16 protein-coding genes, 5 tRNA genes, 3 rRNA genes and 1 riboswitch are annotated in these 22,515 nt (G+C 46.5%); of the genes, 10 read left to right on the forward strand and 14 right to left on the reverse strand.

The window, feature by feature from the left end; translation table 11 throughout:
• Nucleotides 1–68: 68 nt before the first annotated feature.
• From ONE56_RS19460 to ONE56_RS19500, 9 genes are all read right to left on the reverse strand, one after another.
• Nucleotides 69–159 (reverse strand) — tRNA-Ser (locus ONE56_RS19460).
• A gap of 129 nt (nt 160–288) precedes the next feature.
• A 5S ribosomal RNA gene (rrf, locus tag ONE56_RS19465) occupies nt 289–404 on the reverse strand.
• 120 nt (nt 405–524) lie between these two features.
• Nucleotides 525–3,414 (reverse strand): 23S ribosomal RNA (locus tag ONE56_RS19470).
• A gap of 314 nt (nt 3,415–3,728) precedes the next feature.
• Nucleotides 3,729–3,804 (reverse strand) — tRNA-Val (locus ONE56_RS19475).
• Nucleotides 3,805–3,818: 14 nt separating this feature from the next.
• Nucleotides 3,819–3,894: transfer RNA gene (locus tag ONE56_RS19480), tRNA-Ala, on the reverse strand.
• 32 nt (nt 3,895–3,926) lie between these two features.
• A tRNA-Lys gene (locus ONE56_RS19485) sits at nt 3,927–4,002 on the reverse strand.
• Between the two features lie 20 nt (nt 4,003–4,022).
• Nucleotides 4,023–4,098, reverse strand: a tRNA-Glu gene (locus ONE56_RS19490).
• Between the two features lie 164 nt (nt 4,099–4,262).
• Nucleotides 4,263–5,815, reverse strand: a 16S ribosomal RNA gene (locus ONE56_RS19495).
• Together the 16S, 23S and 5S rRNA genes with 5 tRNA genes alongside form the textbook arrangement of a ribosomal RNA operon.
• Nucleotides 5,816–6,330: 515 nt before the next feature.
• A complete protein-coding gene (locus tag ONE56_RS19500; RefSeq protein ID WP_423840791.1) occupies nt 6,331–6,855 on the reverse strand; it encodes a DUF3087 family protein in 525 nt (174 codons plus the stop codon).
• Nucleotides 6,856–7,012: 157 nt separating this feature from the next.
• Between ONE56_RS19500 and trmY the strand changes: the two genes are divergently transcribed.
• Nucleotides 7,013–7,612, forward strand: coding sequence for a tRNA (pseudouridine(54)-N(1))-methyltransferase TrmY (trmY, locus tag ONE56_RS19505; RefSeq protein ID WP_423840792.1), 600 nt, complete (start codon nt 7,013–7,015; stop codon nt 7,610–7,612).
• An 82-nt stretch (nt 7,613–7,694) separates the two neighbouring features.
• Here the strand turns inward: trmY and ONE56_RS19510 are convergent, their stop codons facing one another.
• Both ONE56_RS19510 and ONE56_RS19515 read right to left on the reverse strand, forming a co-directional pair.
• Complete coding sequence (locus tag ONE56_RS19510) at nt 7,695–9,038, reverse strand: TldD/PmbA family protein (protein WP_423840793.1); 1,344 nt, start codon at nt 9,036–9,038, stop codon at nt 7,695–7,697.
• Nucleotides 9,038–10,423: a TldD/PmbA family protein gene (locus ONE56_RS19515; protein WP_331437982.1), complete on the reverse strand. Its 1,386-nt coding sequence runs from the start codon at nt 10,421–10,423 to the stop codon at nt 9,038–9,040. The genes ONE56_RS19510 and ONE56_RS19515 overlap by 1 nt, the downstream gene beginning before the upstream one ends.
• 303 nt (nt 10,424–10,726) lie before the next feature.
• Nucleotides 10,727–10,836: riboswitch (TPP riboswitch) on the forward strand.
• 99 nt (nt 10,837–10,935) lie between these two features.
• On the opposite strand from ONE56_RS19515, the gene thiD reads away from it, so the two are divergent.
• The 7 genes from thiD to thiE all read left to right on the forward strand — a co-directional run bounded on the left by thiD (nt 10,936) and on the right by thiE (nt 16,510).
• On the forward strand, nt 10,936–11,808 hold the full coding sequence (gene thiD / locus ONE56_RS19520; protein WP_041155217.1) for a bifunctional hydroxymethylpyrimidine kinase/phosphomethylpyrimidine kinase: 873 nt from the start codon (nt 10,936–10,938) through the stop codon (nt 11,806–11,808).
• Nucleotides 11,798–12,550, forward strand: coding sequence for an ABC transporter ATP-binding protein (locus ONE56_RS19525; protein WP_331437981.1), 753 nt, complete (start codon nt 11,798–11,800; stop codon nt 12,548–12,550). Before thiD ends, ONE56_RS19525 begins: the two co-directional genes overlap by 11 nt.
• Nucleotides 12,543–13,343 carry an ABC transporter permease gene (locus ONE56_RS19530; RefSeq protein ID WP_423840794.1) on the forward strand — a complete coding sequence of 267 codons (801 nt, stop codon included), beginning with the start codon at nt 12,543–12,545 and terminating at the stop codon, nt 13,341–13,343. Before ONE56_RS19525 ends, ONE56_RS19530 begins: the two co-directional genes overlap by 8 nt.
• 37 nt (nt 13,344–13,380) lie before the next feature.
• Nucleotides 13,381–14,331: an ABC transporter substrate-binding protein gene (locus tag ONE56_RS19535; RefSeq protein WP_423840795.1), complete on the forward strand. Its 951-nt coding sequence runs from the start codon at nt 13,381–13,383 to the stop codon at nt 14,329–14,331.
• Nucleotides 14,332–14,349: 18 nt separating this feature from the next.
• On the forward strand, nt 14,350–15,018 hold the full coding sequence (gene tenA / locus ONE56_RS19540) for a thiaminase II (protein ID WP_041155214.1): 669 nt from the start codon (nt 14,350–14,352) through the stop codon (nt 15,016–15,018).
• A gap of 12 nt (nt 15,019–15,030) precedes the next feature.
• Nucleotides 15,031–15,828, forward strand: coding sequence for a hydroxyethylthiazole kinase (thiM, locus tag ONE56_RS19545; protein WP_176292225.1), 798 nt, complete (start codon nt 15,031–15,033; stop codon nt 15,826–15,828).
• A 67-nt stretch (nt 15,829–15,895) separates the two neighbouring features.
• On the forward strand, nt 15,896–16,510 hold the full coding sequence (gene thiE, locus ONE56_RS19550) for a thiamine phosphate synthase (protein WP_423840796.1): 615 nt from the start codon (nt 15,896–15,898) through the stop codon (nt 16,508–16,510).
• A gap of 159 nt (nt 16,511–16,669) precedes the next feature.
• Here the strand turns inward: thiE and ONE56_RS19555 are convergent, their stop codons facing one another.
• On the reverse strand, nt 16,670–19,117 hold the full coding sequence (locus ONE56_RS19555; protein WP_423840797.1) for a molybdopterin guanine dinucleotide-containing S/N-oxide reductase: 2,448 nt from the start codon (nt 19,115–19,117) through the stop codon (nt 16,670–16,672).
• A gap of 22 nt (nt 19,118–19,139) precedes the next feature.
• A complete protein-coding gene (locus ONE56_RS19560; protein WP_041155210.1) occupies nt 19,140–20,234 on the reverse strand; it encodes a NapC/NirT family cytochrome c in 1,095 nt (364 codons plus the stop codon).
• Nucleotides 20,235–20,780: 546 nt separating this feature from the next.
• Here ONE56_RS19560 and ONE56_RS19565 point away from each other — a divergent pair.
• Nucleotides 20,781–21,317, forward strand: a complete 537-nt coding sequence (locus ONE56_RS19565) for a DUF924 family protein (protein ID WP_423840798.1) — start codon at nt 20,781–20,783, stop codon at nt 21,315–21,317.
• Nucleotides 21,318–21,332: 15 nt separating this feature from the next.
• Nucleotides 21,333–21,665, forward strand: a complete 333-nt coding sequence (locus tag ONE56_RS19570) for a DUF4144 family protein (RefSeq protein ID WP_423840799.1) — start codon at nt 21,333–21,335, stop codon at nt 21,663–21,665.
• A 182-nt stretch (nt 21,666–21,847) separates the two neighbouring features.
• Here ONE56_RS19570 and ompW read toward each other — a convergent pair whose 3' ends face one another.
• Nucleotides 21,848–22,492: an outer membrane protein OmpW gene (gene ompW / locus ONE56_RS19575; RefSeq protein ID WP_041155207.1), complete on the reverse strand. Its 645-nt coding sequence runs from the start codon at nt 22,490–22,492 to the stop codon at nt 21,848–21,850.
• Nucleotides 22,493–22,515 lie beyond the last annotated feature (23 nt).

A 22,515-nucleotide genomic window follows, 5' to 3' on the forward strand; every position in this document is an offset into this window, starting at 1 on the left:
ACTTGTATTAGGTGACATTTGAACGTCTTAAAACGAGAAAAGCCCTTGATAAATCAAGGGCTTGAATGTGGCGGAGAGATAGGGATTTGAACCCTAGATACGCTATTAACGTATGCCGGTTTTCAAGACCGGTGCTTTCAACCACTCAGCCATCTCTCCACAAATTGTTACTAAAATTTAGTCTTACACATAGATGCTAATTTTTAGTCTTGGCTTTCATCTTTTTTAAAGATGAATACCTATTTAGTTTTGCCTTTAGATTTTCAAAATCTAAAAACAAGGAAGCAAGCCTGGCGATGTCCTACTCTCACATGGGGAAACCCCACACTACCATCGGCGCTACTTTGTTTCACTTCTGAGTTCGGAATGGAGTCAGGTGGGTCCAAAACGCTATGGTCGCCAAGCAAATTCGGGTTAAACTCGCTGCTTAAGCAAGTTTAATAATCTGGAAAGCTGTTTTTATTTCTCATTATCACACATTCAATGTTCTTTCATTGAGTCCATCAAAACCCCTTGGGTGTTGTATGGTTAAGCCTCACGGGCAATTAGTATCAGTTAGCTCAACGCCTCACAACGCTTACACACCTGACCTATCAACGTCGTAGTCTACGACAACCCTTTAGGATACTTAAAGTATCAGGGAGAACTCATCTCAAGGCTCGCTTCCCGCTTAGATGCTTTCAGCGGTTATCAATTCCGAACTTAGCTACCGGGCAATGCGTCTGGCGACACAACCCGAACACCAGAGGTTCGTCCACTCCGGTCCTCTCGTACTAGGAGCAGCCCCTTTCAATTCTCCAACGCCCACGGCAGATAGGGACCGAACTGTCTCACGACGTTCTAAACCCAGCTCGCGTACCACTTTAAATGGCGAACAGCCATACCCTTGGGACCGACTTCAGCCCCAGGATGTGATGAGCCGACATCGAGGTGCCAAACACCGCCGTCGATATGAACTCTTGGGCGGTATCAGCCTGTTATCCCCGGAGTACCTTTTATCCGTTGAGCGATGGCCCTTCCATTCAGAACCACCGGATCACTATGACCTGCTTTCGCACCTGCTCGAATTGTCATTCTCGCAGTCAAGCGGGCTTATGCCATTGCACTAACCTCACGATGTCCAACCGTGATTAGCCCACCTTCGTGCTCCTCCGTTACTCTTTGGGAGGAGACCGCCCCAGTCAAACTACCCACCAGGCACTGTCCTCATCCCCGATAAGGGGACCAAGTTAGAACATCAACACTACAAGGGTGGTATTTCAAGGTCGGCTCCACCAACACTGGCGTGCTGGTTTCAAAGCCTCCCACCTATCCTACACATGTAGGGTCAATGTTCAGTGCCAAGCTGTAGTAAAGGTTCACGGGGTCTTTCCGTCTAGCCGCGGGTACACTGCATCTTCACAGCGATTTCAATTTCACTGAGTCTCGGGTGGAGACAGCGTGGCCATCATTACGCCATTCGTGCAGGTCGGAACTTACCCGACAAGGAATTTCGCTACCTTAGGACCGTTATAGTTACGGCCGCCGTTTACCGGGGCTTCGATCAAGAGCTTCGACCAAAGTCTAACCCCATCAATTAACCTTCCGGCACCGGGCAGGCGTCACACCGTATACGTCATCTTACGATTTTGCACAGTGCTGTGTTTTTAATAAACAGTTGCAGCCACCTGGTATCTGCGACTCCTAGTAGCTCCATCCGCAAGGGACTTCACCGCCAGGAGCGTACCTTCTCCCGAAGTTACGGTACCATTTTGCCTAGTTCCTTCACCCGAGTTCTCTCAAGCGCCTTGGTATTCTCTACCCGACCACCTGTGTCGGTTTGGGGTACGATTCCAACTTATCTGAAGCTTAGAGGCTTTTCCTGGAAGCATGGCATCAATGACTTCACATCCGTAGATGCTCGACGTCGTGTCTCAGCCTTAAAAAGAGCCGGATTTACCTAACTCTTAAGCCTACGCACTTGAACCTGGACAACCGTCGCCAGGCCCACCTAGCCTTCTCCGTCCCCCCATCGCAATAAGTTGAAGTACGGGAATATTAACCCGTTTCCCATCGACTACGCCTTTCGGCCTCGCCTTAGGGGTCGACTTACCCTGCCCCGATTAACGTTGGACAGGAACCCTTGGTCTTCCGGCGAGGGGGTTTTTCACCCCCTTTATCGTTACTCATGTCAGCATTCGCACTTCTGATACGTCCAGCATGCGTTACCACACACCTTCAACCGCTTACAGAACGCTCCCCTACCCAATATACAAAAGTATATTGCCGCAGCTTCGGTTTACTACTTAGCCCCGTTACATCTTCCGCGCAGGCCGACTCGACCAGTGAGCTATTACGCTTTCTTTAAATGATGGCTGCTTCTAAGCCAACATCCTGGCTGTCTGAGCCTTCCCACATCGTTTCCCACTTAGTAGTAATTTGGGACCTTAGCTGGCGGTCTGGGTTGTTTCCCTCTCCACGACGGACGTTAGCACCCGCCGTGTGTCTCCCGGATAGTACTTACTGGTATTCGGAGTTTGCAAAGGGTTGGTAAGTCGGGATGACCCCCTAGCCTTAACAGTGCTCTACCCCCAGTAGTATTCGTCCGAGGCGCTACCTAAATAGCTTTCGGGGAGAACCAGCTATCTCCAGGTTTGATTGGCCTTTCACCCCTAGCCACAAGTCATCCGCTAATTTTTCAACATTAGTCGGTTCGGTCCTCCAGTTGATGTTACTCAACCTTCAACCTGCCCATGGCTAGATCACCTGGTTTCGGGTCTATATCCAGAGACTGAACGCCCAGTTAAGACTCGGTTTCCCTACGGCTCCCCTAGATGGTTAACCTTGCCACTGAATATAAGTCGCTGACCCATTATACAAAAGGTACGCAGTCACACCACAAAGGTGCTCCTACTGCTTGTACGTACACGGTTTCAGGTTCTATTTCACTCCCCTCACAGGGGTTCTTTTCGCCTTTCCCTCACGGTACTGGTTCACTATCGGTCAGTCAGTAGTATTTAGCCTTGGAGGATGGTCCCCCCATATTCAGACAGGATATCACGTGTCCCGCCCTACTCGATTTCACTGAATGTGCGTTGTCAACTACGGGGCTATCACCCTGTATCGCCGGACTTTCCAGACCGTTCGTCTAACGCATATAAAGCTTAAGGGCTAGTCCAATTTCGCTCGCCGCTACTTTCGGAATCTCGGTTGATTTCTTTTCCTCGGGGTACTTAGATGTTTCAGTTCTCCCGGTTCGCCTCGTTATGCTATGTATTCACATAACGATACTTACTTATGTAAGTGGGTTTCCCCATTCGGAAATCCCAGACTCAAGTGGCTTTTACTGCCTAATCTGGGCTTATCGCAAGTTAATACGTCCTTCATCGCCTCTGACTGCCAAGGCATCCACCGTGTACGCTTAGTCACTTAACCATACAACCCGAAGAAGTTTCGAATTGACGTTAAACAACCAAAGTTGTCTCTCATTATTTGAATGAGCGAGAGACAGTTCGATTTTGCCGGACTCAAATATGAACAACATCTAAAGATGTTATTCCCAAGAACACTTGAATGTGTTTTTAGTTGTATTCCCTTAGGAATACTTTGAGAACTTTACAAACAACAATAAATTGTTGTTTTGTCAGCTTTCCAAATTGTTAAAGAGCTATGTTTAACTTTCTATTTAAAGAAAGAAACCATTTCTAAAAGCACTCTGCTTTCTATTTCAAATAAAGTGCACTTAAAGATGGTGGGCGATACCGGGCTCGAACCAGTGACCCCCTGCTTGTAAGGCAGGTGCTCTCCCAACTGAGCTAATCGCCCATTATTTCAAAATATGGTGGAGCTATGCGGGATCGAACCGCAGACCTCCTGCGTGCAAGGCAGGCGCTCTCCCAGCTGAGCTATAGCCCCATACTTTGAGTTTTAATTCCTAATGGAAGGAATGGTGGGTCGTGCAGGATTCGAACCTGCGACCAATTGATTAAAAGTCAACTGCTCTACCAACTGAGCTAACGACCCATTTACTTTCAAAAAGAAAGTGGTATCCCGTAGGGGAGTCGAACCCCTGTTACCGCCGTGAAAGGGCGGTGTCCTAGGCCTCTAGACGAACGGGACACTGTGTTTGCTTCCACTTTTGAAAAAGCAGAACCAAAATCGCTTGAACATCTTGGGGGATGTTCTCTCTCTTAAACTTTATAAACCGTATCAATCTGTGTGGACACTCATCGTGACTCATTTGTCTTCACTTTAAAAAGTGAAAGCAAACTATCCATCGTATATAAGGAGGTGATCCAGCGCCAGGTTCCCCTAGCGCTACCTTGTTACGACTTCACCCCAGTCATGAACCACAAAGTGGTAAGCGTCCCCCCGAAGGTTAAACTACCTACTTCTTTTGCAGCCCACTCCCATGGTGTGACGGGCGGTGTGTACAAGGCCCGGGAACGTATTCACCGTGGCATTCTGATCCACGATTACTAGCGATTCCGACTTCATGGAGTCGAGTTGCAGACTCCAATCCGGACTACGACGCACTTTTTGGGATTCGCTCACTCTCGCAAGTTGGCTGCCCTCTGTATGCGCCATTGTAGCACGTGTGTAGCCCTACTCGTAAGGGCCATGATGACTTGACGTCGTCCCCACCTTCCTCCGGTTTATCACCGGCAGTCTCCCTGGAGTTCCCGACATGACTCGCTGGCAAACAAGGATAAGGGTTGCGCTCGTTGCGGGACTTAACCCAACATTTCACAACACGAGCTGACGACAGCCATGCAGCACCTGTCTCAGAGTTCCCGAAGGCACCAATCCATCTCTGGAAAGTTCTCTGGATGTCAAGAGTAGGTAAGGTTCTTCGCGTTGCATCGAATTAAACCACATGCTCCACCGCTTGTGCGGGCCCCCGTCAATTCATTTGAGTTTTAATCTTGCGACCGTACTCCCCAGGCGGTCTACTTAACGCGTTAGCTCCGAAAGCCACGGCTCAAGGCCACAACCTCCAAGTAGACATCGTTTACGGCGTGGACTACCAGGGTATCTAATCCTGTTTGCTCCCCACGCTTTCGCATCTGAGTGTCAGTATCTGTCCAGGGGGCCGCCTTCGCCACCGGTATTCCTTCAGATCTCTACGCATTTCACCGCTACACCTGAAATTCTACCCCCCTCTACAGTACTCTAGTCTGCCAGTTTCAAATGCTATTCCGAGGTTGAGCCCCGGGCTTTCACATCTGACTTAACAAACCACCTGCATGCGCTTTACGCCCAGTAATTCCGATTAACGCTCGCACCCTCCGTATTACCGCGGCTGCTGGCACGGAGTTAGCCGGTGCTTCTTCTGCAGCTAACGTCAAAGATGTGCGCTATTAACACACACCCCTTCCTCACTGCTGAAAGTACTTTACAACCCGAAGGCCTTCTTCATACACGCGGCATGGCTGCATCAGGCTTGCGCCCATTGTGCAATATTCCCCACTGCTGCCTCCCGTAGGAGTCTGGACCGTGTCTCAGTTCCAGTGTGGCTGATCATCCTCTCAGACCAGCTAGGGATCGTCGCCTTGGTGAGCCCTTACCTCACCAACTAGCTAATCCCACCTAGGCATATCCTGACGCGAGAGGCCCGAAGGTCCCCCTCTTTGGCCCGAAGGCATCATGCGGTATTAGCCATCGTTTCCAATGGTTATCCCCCACATCAGGGCAATTTCCTAGGCATTACTCACCCGTCCGCCGCTCGACGCCGTTAACGTTCCCCGAAGGGTCAGTTAACTCGTTTCCGCTCGACTTGCATGTGTTAGGCCTGCCGCCAGCGTTCAATCTGAGCCATGATCAAACTCTTCAATTTAAAGTTTTTTCGGCTCAATGAATACTGAACATTACATAACGTAATGTTTGAATTGACTGTGCTCTTATTGGTTTTCACTTTTGAAAAAGTAAAACAAAACAGCTCAAGGCTGCTTCCCAATTCGAATGGTCACTTCGTATCATTGAAACCTAATTTGATACCGAGGTATCTAATTGGATTATCATCAACGAGTGCCCACACAGATTGATAGGTCTATATTGTTAAAGAGCTTGCTTTTCGAGAAGTTTTCTCTCAAAGCGGAGGCGTATTCTAATGAACTAATTTTCAGTGTCAAACACTTTTTAAGTTAATTTTTAGAAGTGTTATTTCGCCTCGTTGCCAACTGCTTTTGCGTTTCCGCTTTGCCCTGACAACGGAGGCGAATTATAGGGAGATGATTTTTCTTGGCAACCCTTTTTTAATAAAAAATTCAGTTCTACACGTTGAGTGACGAAATCTTATTCAAACGGTTATTTTTAGCAGTTAAATGTTATATAAACGTAGCAAATTAGCGATCAATATGTGTCCAACCACGCCTCTTCAAAACTCGTAATATCAAGTAATAATGATTTACTCGCTTCGATTTCTTCAATCGTTTCTATTTCTTTATTTACATTGCTGATGGTGATTGTGTTGTTATCCAACTCAAATACTTGTCTTTGTGTGGTGTAGTAGAACTTAAGAATGGTTAGCGCTTTGAGATCATCAGAACTCGCGGCAGCCTTAATATATTTTAGCTTGCGGTAAATCTTGTTGTGCAACTGCTTTAATTTCCAGACGTACCAGACCTCTAACATAAACGGGCTTTTTTTAATCTGATTCAGCAACGAAAGTGACGTAGTCAGTGCTAAAATGACACCGATTAAGTTCCAGTGAAAGTTACCAGTCGATTGCTCTGGCTGAATACTAGTATTTCCAAAAAAACTAATGAGTAGAGTACTAAACGCCAAAGACGATACGGCAAGTAAAATAATAAAGCCGCCTATAACAAGGTTAACTTTCTTTCGATAGACTACTTTATCTATATTTTTAATTTCCATGGACCACTCCTAATTGGGCTAAGGCCATTTTAACGGTCAGTGCACTCATCACAATAAAAGCTTTGTAAGTAAGTTCACATTTGCTATTAAACTCGCACCAAGGAGCCGTCTGGGTATATACTTCGCGCATTCACTCTTCCTATTAGAGGCTAAATTCATGCGCTCTTTTGTTTTACGAGCTCGCGCGGCACCGACCACCAGCAAAGCACTACTAGAAGGTGTTGGTAATGAAGCGCATACTGAAATCCTTGCTCATACCATGATGAACACGATGTTTGTCGCTCAATCTCATCGCGAAGATGTTGTGGTTCACTTAGTTCTAGAGAGCACGAAAGATTACTCACGCACAATTACCATCCGTTCAAACGACATCACTAATATTGGCGGTTTTCATGAATCGACGCTAATCGCAGCAATTGCTCGCGCGTTGGATGCATCTGCAGGTATGGGTAAAGAACAGCTTCGCGAAGTCGAACCGGGAATTATCGTACGCACGGTAAGCTTCGAACGCTTGGTTCAAGAACTTGCTGAAGACCATCAGCTTTATATGTTAGACAAGAAAGGCGAGTTCGTGCGCGACGCTGAAATAGGTCCGAACCCATGTTTTTTGCTCACCGACCACATTCCTATGCCGAAGAAGTCATTCAACAGCTTGAAGCGCCTTGGCACCGAGAAAATAAGCCTTGGCCCTAAGATGCTTTTCGCCTCTCAGTGTGTGGTGCTGATCCACAATGAATTGGACATCCGAGAGTTTTAACTCTACGAGTATCAGCAAGTAGTATAGAAGAAAGAGGACTCCATTGAGTCCTCTTTTTATTTCTGTATTGCTAATGCTCGGCTTATTTGCCACCAATGCTTAAACGTGAAAAACGCACATCTGGTGCAAAAAAGGTTCGACTATCATTGGTCAACTGAACATCTCCAACCGCTTCCACTTCTTGGAGCATTCTGTAAAAGTTTCCCGCGACCGTAATGCCACGCACTGGCTGAACTCGTTTACCATCTCGGCATAAAAAGCCACTTGCGCCAAAAGAGAAATCACCACTGACTACATCTGCGCCAGAATGAACCCCTTGCAACTCCACAAGCTCTAGATACTGACCAGCTTTTACTTCAGCACCACTACTTCCACCCGTAGCGATCACTTTATGATTCGCTGCAACATCTAGGCTTGATTTTGCACTGCGAGATGCACTTGCCGTCGACACTGCACCCAAATAACTCGCTGTTTGGCTATTGTGCAATAGCGTATTCAGTTGGCCATTGGCTATCAACACATTGTCTTGGGTGGCAAAACCTTCACTATCAAACCCTGTGATAGCCATACCATTTGGCATGTATGCCGCATCAGTAAAGGTGATCAGTTCACTTGCTACGCTTTGACCAAGCTTGTCACCCAGTGGCGAGATGCCTTTCATCGCACTCACACCAGAAAACGCACTGCCAAATGCACCAAACAGGCTGCTTAACGCATTGATGTGGAAGATGGCCGGATAGTTACCTGTCGCAACTGGTGCTCCATCAAGGAGGTCGCGAGCAAGGTGGTAACCGCCTTCAATGCAGTAAGTTGGATTCAACTCATCAAAACGGCGACCAACCGACATTTTGCCCGCCATCGATTGCTTACCGTCTTTTTCGAAAAGCGTATAAGCATAACAGTTGAAAGAGCGTTCAAAATGCTGACATAGAGTACCTTGAGTATTCGCAATGATCAGCTGAGATTCACCATCGCTATAACCATTGTATGGTGAGCTTGAAGCGTGAGGCAGAGCCACAACACCTTGTTCAAGCGCGAGAGACAATTCAATTTTCTCATCGACCGATGTGGTATCGTCTTGCGCAATTTCTGCAATATCAGTAGTGATTTTGCTGTTTACACAGCTGATAGTTTGATGTTCATCTTGTTTAGAAAAGCGAGCACTTTGCAGCGCGTTTGTGAGCATCAAATCTAAACTTGGTTGCTCTAGTGATTCAGAATAACTTGTCGCGACACGCTCGTCTTTAATGACTCGAACACCCAGCACTTGGCTTGAGCTAACTTTGTACTCATCCAGCTTGCCTTGGTTTGCTTTTAGCGAAAAGCTACTGTTACGGTTCACAATCACATCCGCTTCCGCACCTTGGCGTTTGGCTTCTGACAGGACGTAATCAACTGCATTAAGAAGTTGTTTTTCTTGGCTCATTAGTTACCACCTCCTACCAGAATATTGTCTACTTTAAGGGTTGGTTGACCGACTGTTGTAGGTACTGCGCCACTCACTGAACCACACATACCTGGAGCAAGTGCCATGTCCTTACCGACCATACTGATTTCTTTCAGTACTTTAGGTCCAGTACTGATCAGTGTCGCCGCTTTCAAAGGCTTGGTAATTTTGCCGTTTTCAATCAAATACGCTTCACGAACAGCAAAGTTAAATTCGCCGGTCCCTGGTTGAACGGAGCCACCACCCATTTTTTTGGCGTAAATACCGCGTTCGATTCCCACAAGCATATCATCGAGTGAATGCTCTCCTTCTTCGATAAAGGTATTGCGCATGCGCGAGGTTGGTGCGAACTTGTAGTTCTGACGACGACCAGAACCTGTTGGTTCGTACCCCGTCTTCATGCCACCCATTTTGTCGACCATAAAGCTAGTTAGCTTACCGTCTTTGATCAGTTGGGTACGCTGCGTTGACAAACCTTCATCATCAACGTGGATTGAGCCCCATTCGTTCGTCATCGTGCCATCATCGACAGCACTAACGGCAGAATGCGCAATCATCTCGCCCATCTTGTCATGGAACACCGACGCTTTCTTCGCGACCGACGTTGTTTCGAGTAAGTGACCACACGCTTCGTGGAAGATGACACCGCCAAAGCCATTGCCAATCACCACAGGCATCTCACCTGATGGACACACATCTGCACCAAGCTTAACCAGCGCTTGTCGTGCGATAGTTTGGCCTAGATCTTGAGCATCCAGTTGTTCGCTATACTCCCAACCGGCTAGCGCACCAGGCCCTTCCATTCCGGAAGATTGCTCATTGCCCTTTTGAGCCACCGTATTCCCCGCCACTCGAATATAGTGACGAGTATCTTCAACGTTCAAGCCTTCAGAGTTGAAAATAGAAACTTGCTGTTCTCGTTGCAGCACACTGCCTATAAACTGACTGATGTACTCACTTTCAGAACGAGCCGCTTGGTCAACGTTAAGTAGAAACGCAATTTTAGAATCCAGGTTGGCATCTTTGCTCAGTGGCAGAGCACAGCCATGCTGAATGGGGTAGCGATTCAAGTTCAAAGCTCCTGCAGATGCAATTTGCTCTCGCTTATCTTTTGCCGCAAGCAATGACGTGACCCGCTTTAGTTCAGCCTCATTGGTGCTGTTGGTATAGCCGTAAAGCACTTTATGGCCGAAGAAAAGGCGAATACCGATACCAAAGTCGATACCTGAGTTCACCTTATCCACTTCACCAGAGGCGATCTGGACGGTGTTGGTTTGATGATGTTCAACGAATAGCTCAGCGAAATCAGCCCCTAAAAATAGAGCATGATCGATCACTGACTTCGCTGTTGCAGAATTAAGCATGAAGTCTCCTTGCTAGATGATCGTTTAGCCTTCCTAAATAACGTTACTAGCAGTACGTAACATTACATTGGCAACGGAAGCTATTTTAACATTCTATTAACCTATTTTTGTACTAATCCTTGCCAAATCAGATTACGGGCTATTATTAATTATTCTAAATTTCATTAAAAAAGCAGTGGGTTACACTATTAAAACCGTTTAAGCACGGGATTTACATGCTACTTTAGCATTCATCATCGGACACTCAATCATAAATCTTACAAAAAAGCATACCGCTTAGGTTAGTGTCCTGTTATCATCTTTACCAAATAGTCGGGGGGCCCGCGTCATTGTGCGCTGGCTGAGATCGAAATTCGAGACCCGTTGAACCTGATTCAGTTAGCACTGACGTAGGGAACTATATACACTTTGCCTTTAGCCTAACTTCCAGGGCTTGCGACCGTAGATCTCAATGTCGATCTGCCCAATATCAGTCAAAGTCAGTTCCTATATGTCTTGTTATAGGAGCGACCATGACACAACAATTCAAGCCCAAATCTCGTACTACGTCATCATCAATAATTCCTGTTGTCTTAACTATTGCTGGCTCTGACAGCGGTGGCGGTGCCGGGATACAGGCTGATATCAAAGCCATGTCAGCAACAGGCAGTTTTGCTTGCTCTGTCATTACCGCCATCACTTCACAGAATACCCTAGGCGTTTCCGCCATTTTTCCTATCCCGTTAGAACATGTTGAAAGCCAACTCGATGCCGTCTTTACCGACCTTAATATCGTGGCAGTAAAAATCGGTATGTTGGCGGACTCCGATATCATTAAAGTCGTCGCGAACAAAATTAAGCAGTACCAACCAAAGCATTTGGTCATTGACCCAGTAATGGTCGCCACTAGCGGTGATTTATTATTGGAACACTCCTCGATTAATACTTTAAAAGAAGTACTCATTCCTCTCGCAGACATCGTCACCCCAAACCTTCCGGAAGGCGCGGCGTTAACGGGCAGACCTGTTCCAGAATCTGAAGCCGAAATGAATGAAATGATTACGGATCTTCGTGCGCTTGGCGCAAAAGCAATATTGCTGAAAGGGGGACATTTAGAGACAGATGAGAACAGCAACGATCTTCTTATCACGCAAGACTCTGCGACATTGATCAGCGCAAAACGTCTGCTAACCAAAAACACTCATGGGACGGGTTGTACCCTTTCTTCTGCCATTGCGTCTTACCTAGGGCAAGGTAATGACCTGCACCAAGCAGTGCGTTTGGGTAAGCAATATATTTCCCGCGCGATTGCTCACGCTGATGAACTGGCGGTAGGTAAAGGACACGGCCCAGTTCATCACTTTTTTGTCAGAGCAAGTCTGGAGACAAGTAATAATGAATCCTAATGCCTTTGGTATTCAGATAACTAACGCTTGTCTACAGTTCAACGACAACAAAGCGCCCACTCTGTCAGGACTGCATATGACTGTCCCTGCTGGACGGTGGACGGTATTACTCGGTCGTAGTGGCAGTGGAAAAACCACTATTTTGCGTTATTTGGCAGGTTTACTCGAAGATCAAATCAAATGGCAGGGAGAAATAATTACAACGGATAAACTCGATCTGCATGGTCGTATCGCGTATATGGCACAACAGGATTTGCTCTTACCATGGCTCAATGTACTAGATAATGTTTGTTTAAGCGCACGATTTTCTCACGCTCAACACCAGTGTAACAAGCAACGTGCGATGACATTGCTTGAGCAGGTTGGCTTGAGAAATTACGCAAACGCAAAACCAAGCCAGCTTTCAGGTGGAATGCGACAACGAGTCGCCCTAGCTCGCACGCTGATGCAAGACAAACCACTGATCTTAATGGATGAGCCTTTCTCCGCACTGGATGCCGTCACCCGTCATAAACTGCAAACTCTTTCTGCCACCATGCTGAAAGGAAAAACCGTCATACTCATTACGCATGATCCACAAGAGGCCGTACGCTTGGCGAATCAACTTTATGTTCTGCAAGGAACACCAGCACGCGCTCAGCATCTAGTCGTACCGGAATCCCAACCGCCTCGCGCGATTGATGGTGAGTGCGCCACTTTGCAGCAAACGATCTTAGAGCAGTTGGAGATAGATTATGAGTGATATGACTCAGTACCAGAGCGTCTCCACACGCATCAGAAAAAAAGAACGGGTGACACACCCTATAACCCGGTTATTGGTCAGCACTGCGGTGATTTTAAGTTTGTGGCAATTGACCGTAATACTATTCAAGCTGCCCAGCTTCATTTTACCCGCCCCGATAGAAGTACTTGATAGATTGGTGTCGCGATACGATGTGTTGCTCCCACATACTTGGGTCACGGCAAAAGAAATCTTGCTCGGGCTCACTCTGGGCTTATCGATGGGGTTGTTGTTTGCTCTACAGATGTTGCTGTTCGAACCACTCAAACGCTGGCTGCTACCGATTCTGATTGCTAGCCAGGCGATTCCGGTATTTGCCATTGCACCCGTTCTGATGCTTTGGCTTGGCTACGGCATCGCATCAAAAGTCGTCATGGCAGCGATCATCATCTTTTTCCCTGTTACGACTTGTTGTTACGACGGTTTGCGTAATACCCCAAGTGGCTACCTAGATCTCGCTAAAACGATGGGCGCTTCAAAATGGCAACTGCTGCGTCACATTCAGTTGCCCGCGGCACTGCCAACATTGGCTTCAGGCATTCGCGTCGCAGTCGTTATCGCCCCAATTGGAGCGGTCGTCGGCGAGTGGGTCGGTTCAAGTGAAGGCTTGGGTTATCTCATGTTACAAGCCAACGCACGCATGATCATCGACGAGATGTTTGCCGCACTGTTTATCCTCGCCGTGCTGTCCATCGCACTCTACTTCACCACTGACAAAATATTGAAAAAAGCCATCCCTTGGGAAAGCAAATAGATAAAACAAATAGAGATCACCAAAAGGAAGATTACCCGTGAATAAAAACAAACTTATTAGCGCTGCAGCTCTGCTTGCTTCAATTGTATCCACTAACGTACTGGCGGCCAAAAAAGAGCTGACTTTGATGTTGGACTGGTTCGTGAACCCTAACCATGGTCCTATTGTCATCGCGCAAGAGCGAGGTTACTTTGAAGAGCAAGGTTTAAAAGTCAATATTCAAGAACCTGCCGATCCAAGTACGCCCCCAAAGCTGGTTGCTGCTGGCAAAGTCGATATGGCAATTTCGTACCAGCCAAGCCTGACGATTGACGTTGCAGCAGGTCTACCACTGATTCGCTCCGCAACACTTATTGCAACGCCACTGAATACCATGATGGTACTCGACAACGGTAAGAACGACAGCCTTGCCGATCTAAAAGGTAAGAAGATAGGTATTGCTATCGCTGGTAATGAAGAAGCGACTATTGGCACAATGTTGGCGCAAGAAAATGTAAAGTTTTCTGACGTACAAATCATCAACGTTGGTTGGGCGCTTTCTTCATCTTTGGCATCAGGCAAAGTGGATGCGATTTGGGGTGGACTACGTAACTTCGAAACTAACCAACTTGCGTTAGAAGGCTACCAAGCTAAAGCCTTCTTCCCAGAAGAACACGGCGTGCCAGCATATGACGAACTTGTGTTTGTCGCGAATGCAAAAACATACGACAAAGAGGCCATCAAAGCCTTCAACAAAGCGCTTGAGCAAGCCACCACTTACATCGTGAACCATCCCAAAGCATCTTGGAAAGAGTTTGTTGCTTACTCACCAGACACGCTGAACAACGAACTGAACCAACGAGCCTGGAATGACACCTTGACTCGTTTTGCGCTTCGCCCATCCGCAGTTGATCTAAAACGTTACGACGATTACGCCGAGTTCATGTACTCACAAAAAATCATCGAAACGCTACCAAAAGCGAAAGATTACGTGCCTAGCTTTGACTAATTCTGAGGTTATCCCATTATGAAATACCAAGATTTGATCGACGCTTGCCGTCAAGACTGGCAGGAATATACAGAGCACCTATTCGTTCAGCAATTAGCGCAAGGCACGCTTGCTCAACCTTGTTTTCTGCATTATTTGAAACAGGACTTTTTATTTCTCAAGCAATACGCTCGCGCTTATGCATTAGCGATTTATAAAGCACGTACTTTGTATGACATGCGTCGCGCACTGCCGAGCGTTCATGCGTTGTTGGATTCAGAAATCGCTCACCATGTGACTTACTGTGGTCAATGGGGCTTGACTGAATCCGATCTGGAAAACGAACCGGAAGATTTCGGCACCGTAGCCTACACACGCTATGTGCTAGATGCAGGTATGACGGGTGATTTGGTTGACCTGTATGCGGCATTAGCGCCTTGCTCTATCGGCTATGCGGTTATTGGCAAAATGTTGATGGAAGATGAAAACACCATTATTGAAGGTAACCCGTACGCTAGCTGGATCACCCTCTATGGCGGTGAAGAGTTCCAGTCAGGTGTTGCGGAGGGCGCGGCGCACTTTAACGAGCTACTAGCTGAAATCGACATCAACAGCCAGCGCGGCCAGAACCTAATTCAGGTATTCAAAACGGCAACGCGTATGGAAGTCGCTTTCTGGCAACAAGGCTTAAATGCTCAGCAAAATTAATTGGAGACGCCCATGTTAATTGAAAATATCACTCAAGCATTAGCCGCTGTACGTCAACAAAAGCCATTGGTTGTGAACATCACGAACTACGTTGTAATGAACAACACGGCGAACGCTCTGCTGGCAATCGGTGCCTCTCCAATCATGGCGCACTCCAAACAAGAGATGGCCGAAATGATGTCATTTTCTGGCGCGCTGGTGATCAACATTGGCACACTCGACAGCGAGTGGACACCTCGTATGATCTTTGCGGTAGAGCAAGCCAATGCCAATGGTAAAGTCGTCGTCCTCGATCCTGTAGGCTGCGGCGCAAGCACACTGAGAACAGAAACGTCCCGCCAGATTGCGCGTCTTGCAGACAAACTTATCATTCGTGGTAACGCGTCAGAAATCATTGCTCTAGCTGGCGAGCGGGCTCAGAGCAAAGGGGTCGATTCTCTGGATAGCAGCGATGCTGCTTTAGGTGCGGCTGAGTTTTTGGTTGCAGAATATGGTGCAAACGTGGTGATTTCTGGCGAGACAGATTACATCGTGACGAAATCGCAGACCGTAACACTCGGCAATGGCCACGAAATGATGCCATACGTAACGGGAATGGGTTGTACGTTATCTGCACTCACTGGCGCATTTGCCGCGGTGGGTGATGAAACCGGTTTAGCCGCCGCTGCCATACTTGGTGTCGCGGGTGAAATCGCCGCCGAACAAGCGCGCGGTCCGGGCAGCTTACAATTAACCTTGCTTGACGAGTTGTATCAGCTTGATGAACAAACACTGGCAAAACGACTCAAGCTTACCGTCATTAAAGACTAACAACAGAGCAACTTAACATCGATGCCTCCGGCTCATAGCGAAGAGTTGGAGGCATAAAGGAAACAAAATGAACGCCTATCGTTTGTATTTGGTCACCGATGACCAACAAGATCTTGCCACGCTCAAGCATGTGGTCAGTAAAGCAGTGGAAGGTGGCGTGACCATGGTGCAAGTTCGTGAGAAACATGGTGACGTACGTGCTTTCATCGAACGGGCACTCGCGGTAAAAGCGATTCTAAAAGATACCAATATCCCATTAATCATCAACGATCGAGTCGATGTTGCACTTGCAGTCGATGCTGACGGCGTGCACCTCGGTCAATCGGACATGCCTGCTCATATCGCACGCGAGCTGATTGGTCCAAATAAAATTCTCGGTTTATCCATTGAGGATGAGCAACAACTCGCGCAAGTCGACACCCTACCGATAGATTACATCGGCTTAAGCGCTATCTATGCGACACCAACCAAAACCAACACCCAAAAACACTGGGGTATAGATGGTTTAAAAATGGCACTCAATACCACATCTCTCCCGATCGTCGCGATTGGTGGCATTAACGAAGCCACTATCACAGAACTCAGCGCAACTGGGGTACACGGTTTAGCACTAGTATCTGCGATTTGTCATGCTGACGATCCAAAAGTCAAATGTGAGTACTTACTTAGCTTAATGAACTGAGCGATGAAATCATAGTTACTTTTGGCTATACAGAAAAAGGGCATTTGCTTCTCTAATTCTGTATCAACCTGTTTGATTTTTGCTTAATAAAAATTGATTTTTTCTCAATAAAAAAGAAGCCAGCGAATCGCTGGCTTCTTACTTTCAAACGTTATTTATCTAACCGTTTTTAGGTGGTTCAAACGCTGTGAGTTCTAACTCTGGTCCTGTGTATTTTTCAATACGGACCAGTGCTGAGTTGGCCGCACAGCCGTTAGCGAGTCTCGACGTAGGGATATCTAATGTCAGTACGTTACAACCGCCGTTTTTACAGATACCAGTATTCGGATCTAAGTCAGGCCAACCTCCCTCGTGAATACACACAGAGCCTTGTTTGATACGGTCTGTAACTTCTGCACCGACTAACACTTGGCCACGGCCGTTAAACGCACGAACGAGATCACCAGTATTAATGCCACGAGATTTTGCATCTTCAGGGTGAATCCAAATCGGCTCACGGTTTGCAATCGCGTACTCTTCACGAATCTTCGCGTAGTTAAATTGACTGTGTAGACGGTGCGCGGCATGCGCTGTCATTAACTGCAATTCACCACTTTGCGCGTTACCCGTATATTCAGTTGGCTCGAACCAAGCAGGATGCGGCAGACAGTCTTCTAACTGATAACCTGCAATCGTTTTCGAATAGATTTCGATCTTACCACTCGGTGTGCCTAATGGATTCATAACCGGATCTTCACGGAAGTCAGCATAGCGAACAAACTGAGCGTTTTTCTCGTTCCACTTCATTTCGATCAGTTGGTTATCTTCCCAAAACTTACTGAAGTTAGGCATTGCTACACGAGATCCGCGGCCACCTTTTTGCGCCACTTTATAGAAGCCATATAGCCACTCCATCTCAGTTTTGCCTTCGGTGTATACATCGTGTCCACCAGGTGCAAGAAACTCAGCGAGGTCAGCAAAGACATCGAAGTCATTCCGCGCTTCACCTTGCGGTTCAACCACTTGCTTCATCGGTACCAAATGTTGGTTACTGTAGTCACCTGTCATCGTCAGATCATTACGCTCAAACGATGTCGTAATTGGCAGCACGATGTCCGCATGTTTTGCTGCTGCTGTCCAATAAGGTTCCGAAATCACGATCAGTTCAGGCTTTTGCCATGCTCTTATCAAACGGTTTGTATCTTGATGGTGAGTAAAGTTCGCACCACCAGCCCACCAAATCATTTTGATGTCAGGGAACGTGAGTTCATGACCATTATGGTGGAATGATTTACCTGGGTTTTCCAGTGCCTCAACAATTCGTGCAACCGGGAAACTTTGTATTGCACCCGTGATCGCCCAGTCATTACCAGCAGACGAACCACCACCTATAGAAGCAGAAATCGCGGGAAGTACACCTGCGTCACGAGCAGGGTTACCACCATTTGAGTAGTGATAAGATAAACCAAAGCCACCACCCGGTAAGCCAATTTGCCCCAACATAGATGCAAGTGTCACCAACATCCAATGACGTTGTTCACCGTATTGCTGGCGCTGAATGCCCCAGCCAGACATTAGCATAGTACGGTTTTTGCTGAAGATATCAGCCAATAGCTCTATCTGTTTCGCTGGGACGCCACAAATTTGAGATGCCCACTCTGAGGACTTCTCAACACCATCTTCTTCACCTAATAAATAAGCTTCGAAGATCTCATAGCCAGTAGCATACTTATCGAGGAAGGCTTTATCGTGCTTACCCTGTTTCACTAATGTATGCGCGATACCCATCATCATTGCCACGTCAGTCATTGGATGAGGGGCAATCCACTCTGCATTATCGCCAAAGAACTCTATGGTTTCAGAACGAATCGGGTCTATCGCGATTACGGTTTTGCCCGATTTTTTCAGTTGATGGAAGAACTCTAAGCCAGCACAGTCTGTTGAACTCCAAGCGATTTTTAAGGTGTTAATTGGGTTCAAACCCCAAAGCACCACCACATCACTGTGTTCAAGAACCACAGGGTAAGTGGTTTGTTGCTCGTACACTTCAATGGAACCAACAACGTGCGGCATGATGACCTGAGCAGCACCAGTTGAGTAATCACCTAAGTGGCCAGAATAACCACCAGCCATACTCATGTAGCGTTGCAACAAGGTTTGCGCTTTATGTAACACACCACTTGAACGCCAGCCATAAGAACCTGCGAAAATAGATGTCGGGCCGTATTCTTTACGAATACGCATGTGTTGCTCATGGATCAGTTTGTACGCATCATCCCAAGAGACTCGAACAAACTCATCGCGGCCACGAACGCCTTCAGGTGAAGACGGGTTCGCCAAATAGCCTTTACGTACCATTGGGAATTTCACACGAGCCTTAGTGTGAACTTGATCAGGACCAGTGCTTTGCAAACTATTTGGTACCGTCTGAGCAAGTGCATTGGTTGTAGAAACCAGCTTGCCATCTTGTACTTCACACAGTAACGGTCCCATGCGACCTGCAGTTAAAATGCCTTTACCACGTTCATTTGAAGACGCAACCGACATTGGCGCGAATGAAGTGAATGCCATTGCACCAGCCGCCATACTGGTACCTTTTAAAAATCCGCGGCGGGTCATTTTCGTCATAGTATTATCCTTCTATTTATCGTTAGTGACCAACCACGTCTTTCGCGTGGTGCTGGAAGAACTTAGTCAGAATTTCTAGATTTTCAGCAGTAATATCCGTACGATCACCCATACTCTTCGCAACTGGTCCCCATGCGTTCACCGTAAAGTGATTCGAAGGAATCTTCGCGTGACACGTTGCACAATAAACATTGTCCAACTCTTCTGCGTATGACCAAACAGGATCGAGTGTATCCACAACTGGAGAGTCAATCGTGCTTGTCAATGAAACAGATCGCCATTCGTTGCCGTAAACATCAGCGGTAAAGTCACCGCCCTCAAGCGCTTGTTGACCTTGCTCTGTCAACGTCGCGACTATCGCACGCTGCCCTTCCCCCATATAAAGCACTTGCTCGGCACCTTTCATTTGGAAAGCACGTAACTTAACAGTTCGATTATCACCCTCAGCACTCACCACTTCTAACTCAGTTGTTGGATTAATGGTTCCCATTTCACCCATATCAATAGTAGTAACTGGGTATACAACTTTCGCATCTGGTGACGTTTTAGTCGTAAAGCTCATTAAGGTATCAAACGCTTTGCTATCGAGCTCAGCCTCTGGTGCGAAGTGTGCGACCCCCTTGTGACAATCAATACAAGTTTGATTATTTTCGATACCGTAAGCGTGCATTTTCACTGCGTCACGGGACTGCTCAAACCCTTCCATCGCATCAAACTCATGACAAGAGCGACAGGTCGCAGAATCATTTTTACGGAACTGTTCCCACACCATTTCTGCTAATTCTGTGCGATGTGCTTCGTATTTTTCTGGAGTATCAATTTTGCCAGTTATAAATTCGTGGTAGATGTCTTTAGATGCCCGTATTTTAGTTATCAAGTAATCCAAAGGTTCATGAGGTATATGGCAGTCCGCACATTCTGCGCGAATACCCTTAGCATTGCTAAAGTGAACAGAGCCTTGATACTCTTTAAGAGGGGTTTCCATAGTATGACATGAGACACAAAACTCCGTAGATGAGGTGTAGTGCATGACGGCTGCCGTTCCCCCGAGGGTTAACCAGCCAACCCCTATCCCGGCCACTAATAGCAAAATAATATATCGTTTTTTCATTTTAATAACTCGCTACACTTGCTTACAAATTGTAATTATAGATTGCAAATTAACACTTTGTGAGTAGTTAGTACTTGATCAATATCATAGGTGACAGGCGTTATTGCTTGGTAGAGTAAACCAAGGTGTGACAATACCTTACCAATCACAACCAGTGACATTTATCTTATTTATGAATAGCTCAAATTCATTTGCTCTCGGCACATAAGAGTGAAATAGTCTGTCACATCAAAACTGGTAAACAACTTGGCAAACTATACAAATGTAACGCATTGGTAAAATGACATTTACGTTTAATAAAACCGTAGATGACCAGATGGCTCCTTTCTTCCTCTCAACCGTGCAATAATCAACCACAGACCTAACGCAAACATCAAAGTAGTCGACGGCAATAAAGAACTGACTAGCAACACGGTTTCCGACACACAGATGTGTGAAGAGTGAGAACGCTATATAGTAGAAACTTACGGTCGTGAATAAAGGCAAGCGCCAATACCTTCAGTTGGCGCTTCGTTACTGCTTCTTTGCAACAAAAAAACAAAAGGACACGCCATGTACCAGTCGATCATTCATTTCTGGTTTGAAGAACTGACACCTGAAAATTGGTTTGAAAATAATCCCGATCTGGACGCAGAAATCCAATCACGCTTTGCCACGTTATTAGAACAAGCCGCTTGTTGTGAACTGTTTCACTGGCGCGATAACGCACAAGGACGATTAGCCGAAATCATCGTGCTCGACCAATTCTCACGCAATATCTATCGCAATTCGCCTAAAGCATTTGCGCAAGACCCACTTGCTCTAGCGTTAGCGCAAGAGGCGATTCGACTAGGCCTTGATAAAAAACTTTCTCCAGAAAAACAAAGCTTTTTGTACATGCCACTCATGCACAGTGAATCTCACCTTATTCATGTGCAAGCAGAACAGCTGTTTCGAGCTCCGGGACTTGAAAACAATTACAATTTTGAGCTAAAACACAAAGCCATCATCGATCAGTTTGGACGTTATCCACATCGCAACGCGGTTTTGGGAAGAGAGAGTACTCCTGAGGAAATTGAGTTTTTAAAGACACCACACTCTAGTTTCTAACAACAAGGCACAAGAATGACTCAAAACACGGTATTATGGCCATGCCTACTAAAACTAGAAGGTGACGATGAACTCATTTATCTTCCCTCCATTACAGAATTACACGCTGAATGCGAGTCGCTGATTTGGAGCAAAGAAGATTACGTTGTTGACTCCGAAGGTCGCTCTTTTAGACTGAGATATGACAACGACAAGCGCATCACATTGAGCCCAACAGACAACGTATTATCCGTCGAAGAAGTGACAGCCCTGATTCAATGCCATGAATTCAGTCAGGCGCAACGATGTATCATTAAAATACAGTTCGCGTCAGTACAACAAGCGGTCTTGGCACTATCCAGTCAATAGGTGACCATTCAATGATTAATACAGACACAGCAGATGCTTAGAATAAGTAGCGCCCAATTAAGCTATCGGGCGCAATCGCTAAAGTCAGTTTCCGAGGCACTTAATAACCACGCCAAACATGGTCATCTAAACAGCCTGCCCGAGTGTCGATACTGACAATCGTTGGTAGGAAAATAATAACGTTAGAACTTATAGCCGCCGCTAATCATGAAGACCCAAGGATTAATTTTGACGTCGGTTTTTTGTTTATCACCAGCAAACTTGTAGGTCGCTTCCGTCTCTATATTTGCATACCATGCAGACGCGCCGACAAACCATTTTTCATCAATCTGATAGTCGACACCAAAATTTGCTGCCAGACCGAAAGAGTCATCTAACTCAAGATCAGAAAGACCCGCCTGTTTTGCTTTGCTATTAAAGCCCTCATCAAAGAAGATGGTGTAGTTAATGCCTGCGCCAACGTAAGGTCGCACCTTGCTTTCTGGCTCACCAAAGTAATATTGAACCATCAGAGTCGGTGGTAAATGCTTGGTGTCTGCGATATCACCGAGCCCCAATAAATCCGTTGAAATATCGTGACTGAACGGCGTTGCGGCCAATATTTCCAGACTGATGTTGTCGGTAAACATATAACCTAATGTCAAACCAAGTTGGGTGTTTGAATCTACCTTTAGCTCTTCCTTTGAGCCTAATATTTTGTCGCTACTATCATTGGGAACCACCGAGGCAGCACCGACACGTAACACGAAGTCTCCTTGCTGATGGGCAAAAACGCTAGGCGACAAGAGTGCGGCAACCACTGCCAAACTGGAGATTGTTTTTTTCATTTTATCTTTCCTTTATAGGGCTT

The sequence above is a fragment of the Vibrio mytili genome, from assembly GCF_049563345.1.
Classification (GTDB): domain Bacteria; phylum Pseudomonadota; class Gammaproteobacteria; order Enterobacterales; family Vibrionaceae; genus Vibrio; species Vibrio mytili.

Excerpts from the sequence above, each read along its gene's own strand:
- ONE56_RS19500 (WP_423840791.1), bottom strand. The coding sequence starts at position 6,855 with ATGGAAATTAAAAATATAGATAAAGTAGTCTATCGAAAGAAAGTTAAC.
- trmY (WP_423840792.1), top strand. The coding sequence starts at position 7,013 with ATGCGCTCTTTTGTTTTACGAGCTCGCGCGGCACCGACCACCAGCAAA.
- ONE56_RS19510 (WP_423840793.1), bottom strand. The coding sequence starts at position 9,038 with ATGAGCCAAGAAAAACAACTTCTTAATGCAGTTGATTACGTCCTGTCA.
- ONE56_RS19515 (WP_331437982.1), bottom strand. The coding sequence starts at position 10,423 with ATGCTTAATTCTGCAACAGCGAAGTCAGTGATCGATCATGCTCTATTT.
- thiD (WP_041155217.1), top strand. The coding sequence starts at position 10,936 with ATGACACAACAATTCAAGCCCAAATCTCGTACTACGTCATCATCAATA.
- ONE56_RS19525 (WP_331437981.1), top strand. The coding sequence starts at position 11,798 with ATGAATCCTAATGCCTTTGGTATTCAGATAACTAACGCTTGTCTACAG.
- ONE56_RS19530 (WP_423840794.1), top strand. The coding sequence starts at position 12,543 with ATGAGTGATATGACTCAGTACCAGAGCGTCTCCACACGCATCAGAAAA.
- tenA (WP_041155214.1), top strand. The coding sequence starts at position 14,350 with ATGAAATACCAAGATTTGATCGACGCTTGCCGTCAAGACTGGCAGGAA.
- thiM (WP_176292225.1), top strand. The coding sequence starts at position 15,031 with ATGTTAATTGAAAATATCACTCAAGCATTAGCCGCTGTACGTCAACAA.
- thiE (WP_423840796.1), top strand. The coding sequence starts at position 15,896 with ATGAACGCCTATCGTTTGTATTTGGTCACCGATGACCAACAAGATCTT.
- ONE56_RS19555 (WP_423840797.1), bottom strand. The coding sequence starts at position 19,117 with ATGACGAAAATGACCCGCCGCGGATTTTTAAAAGGTACCAGTATGGCG.
- ONE56_RS19565 (WP_423840798.1), top strand. The coding sequence starts at position 20,781 with ATGTACCAGTCGATCATTCATTTCTGGTTTGAAGAACTGACACCTGAA.
- ONE56_RS19570 (WP_423840799.1), top strand. The coding sequence starts at position 21,333 with ATGACTCAAAACACGGTATTATGGCCATGCCTACTAAAACTAGAAGGT.
- ompW (WP_041155207.1), bottom strand. The coding sequence starts at position 22,492 with ATGAAAAAAACAATCTCCAGTTTGGCAGTGGTTGCCGCACTCTTGTCG.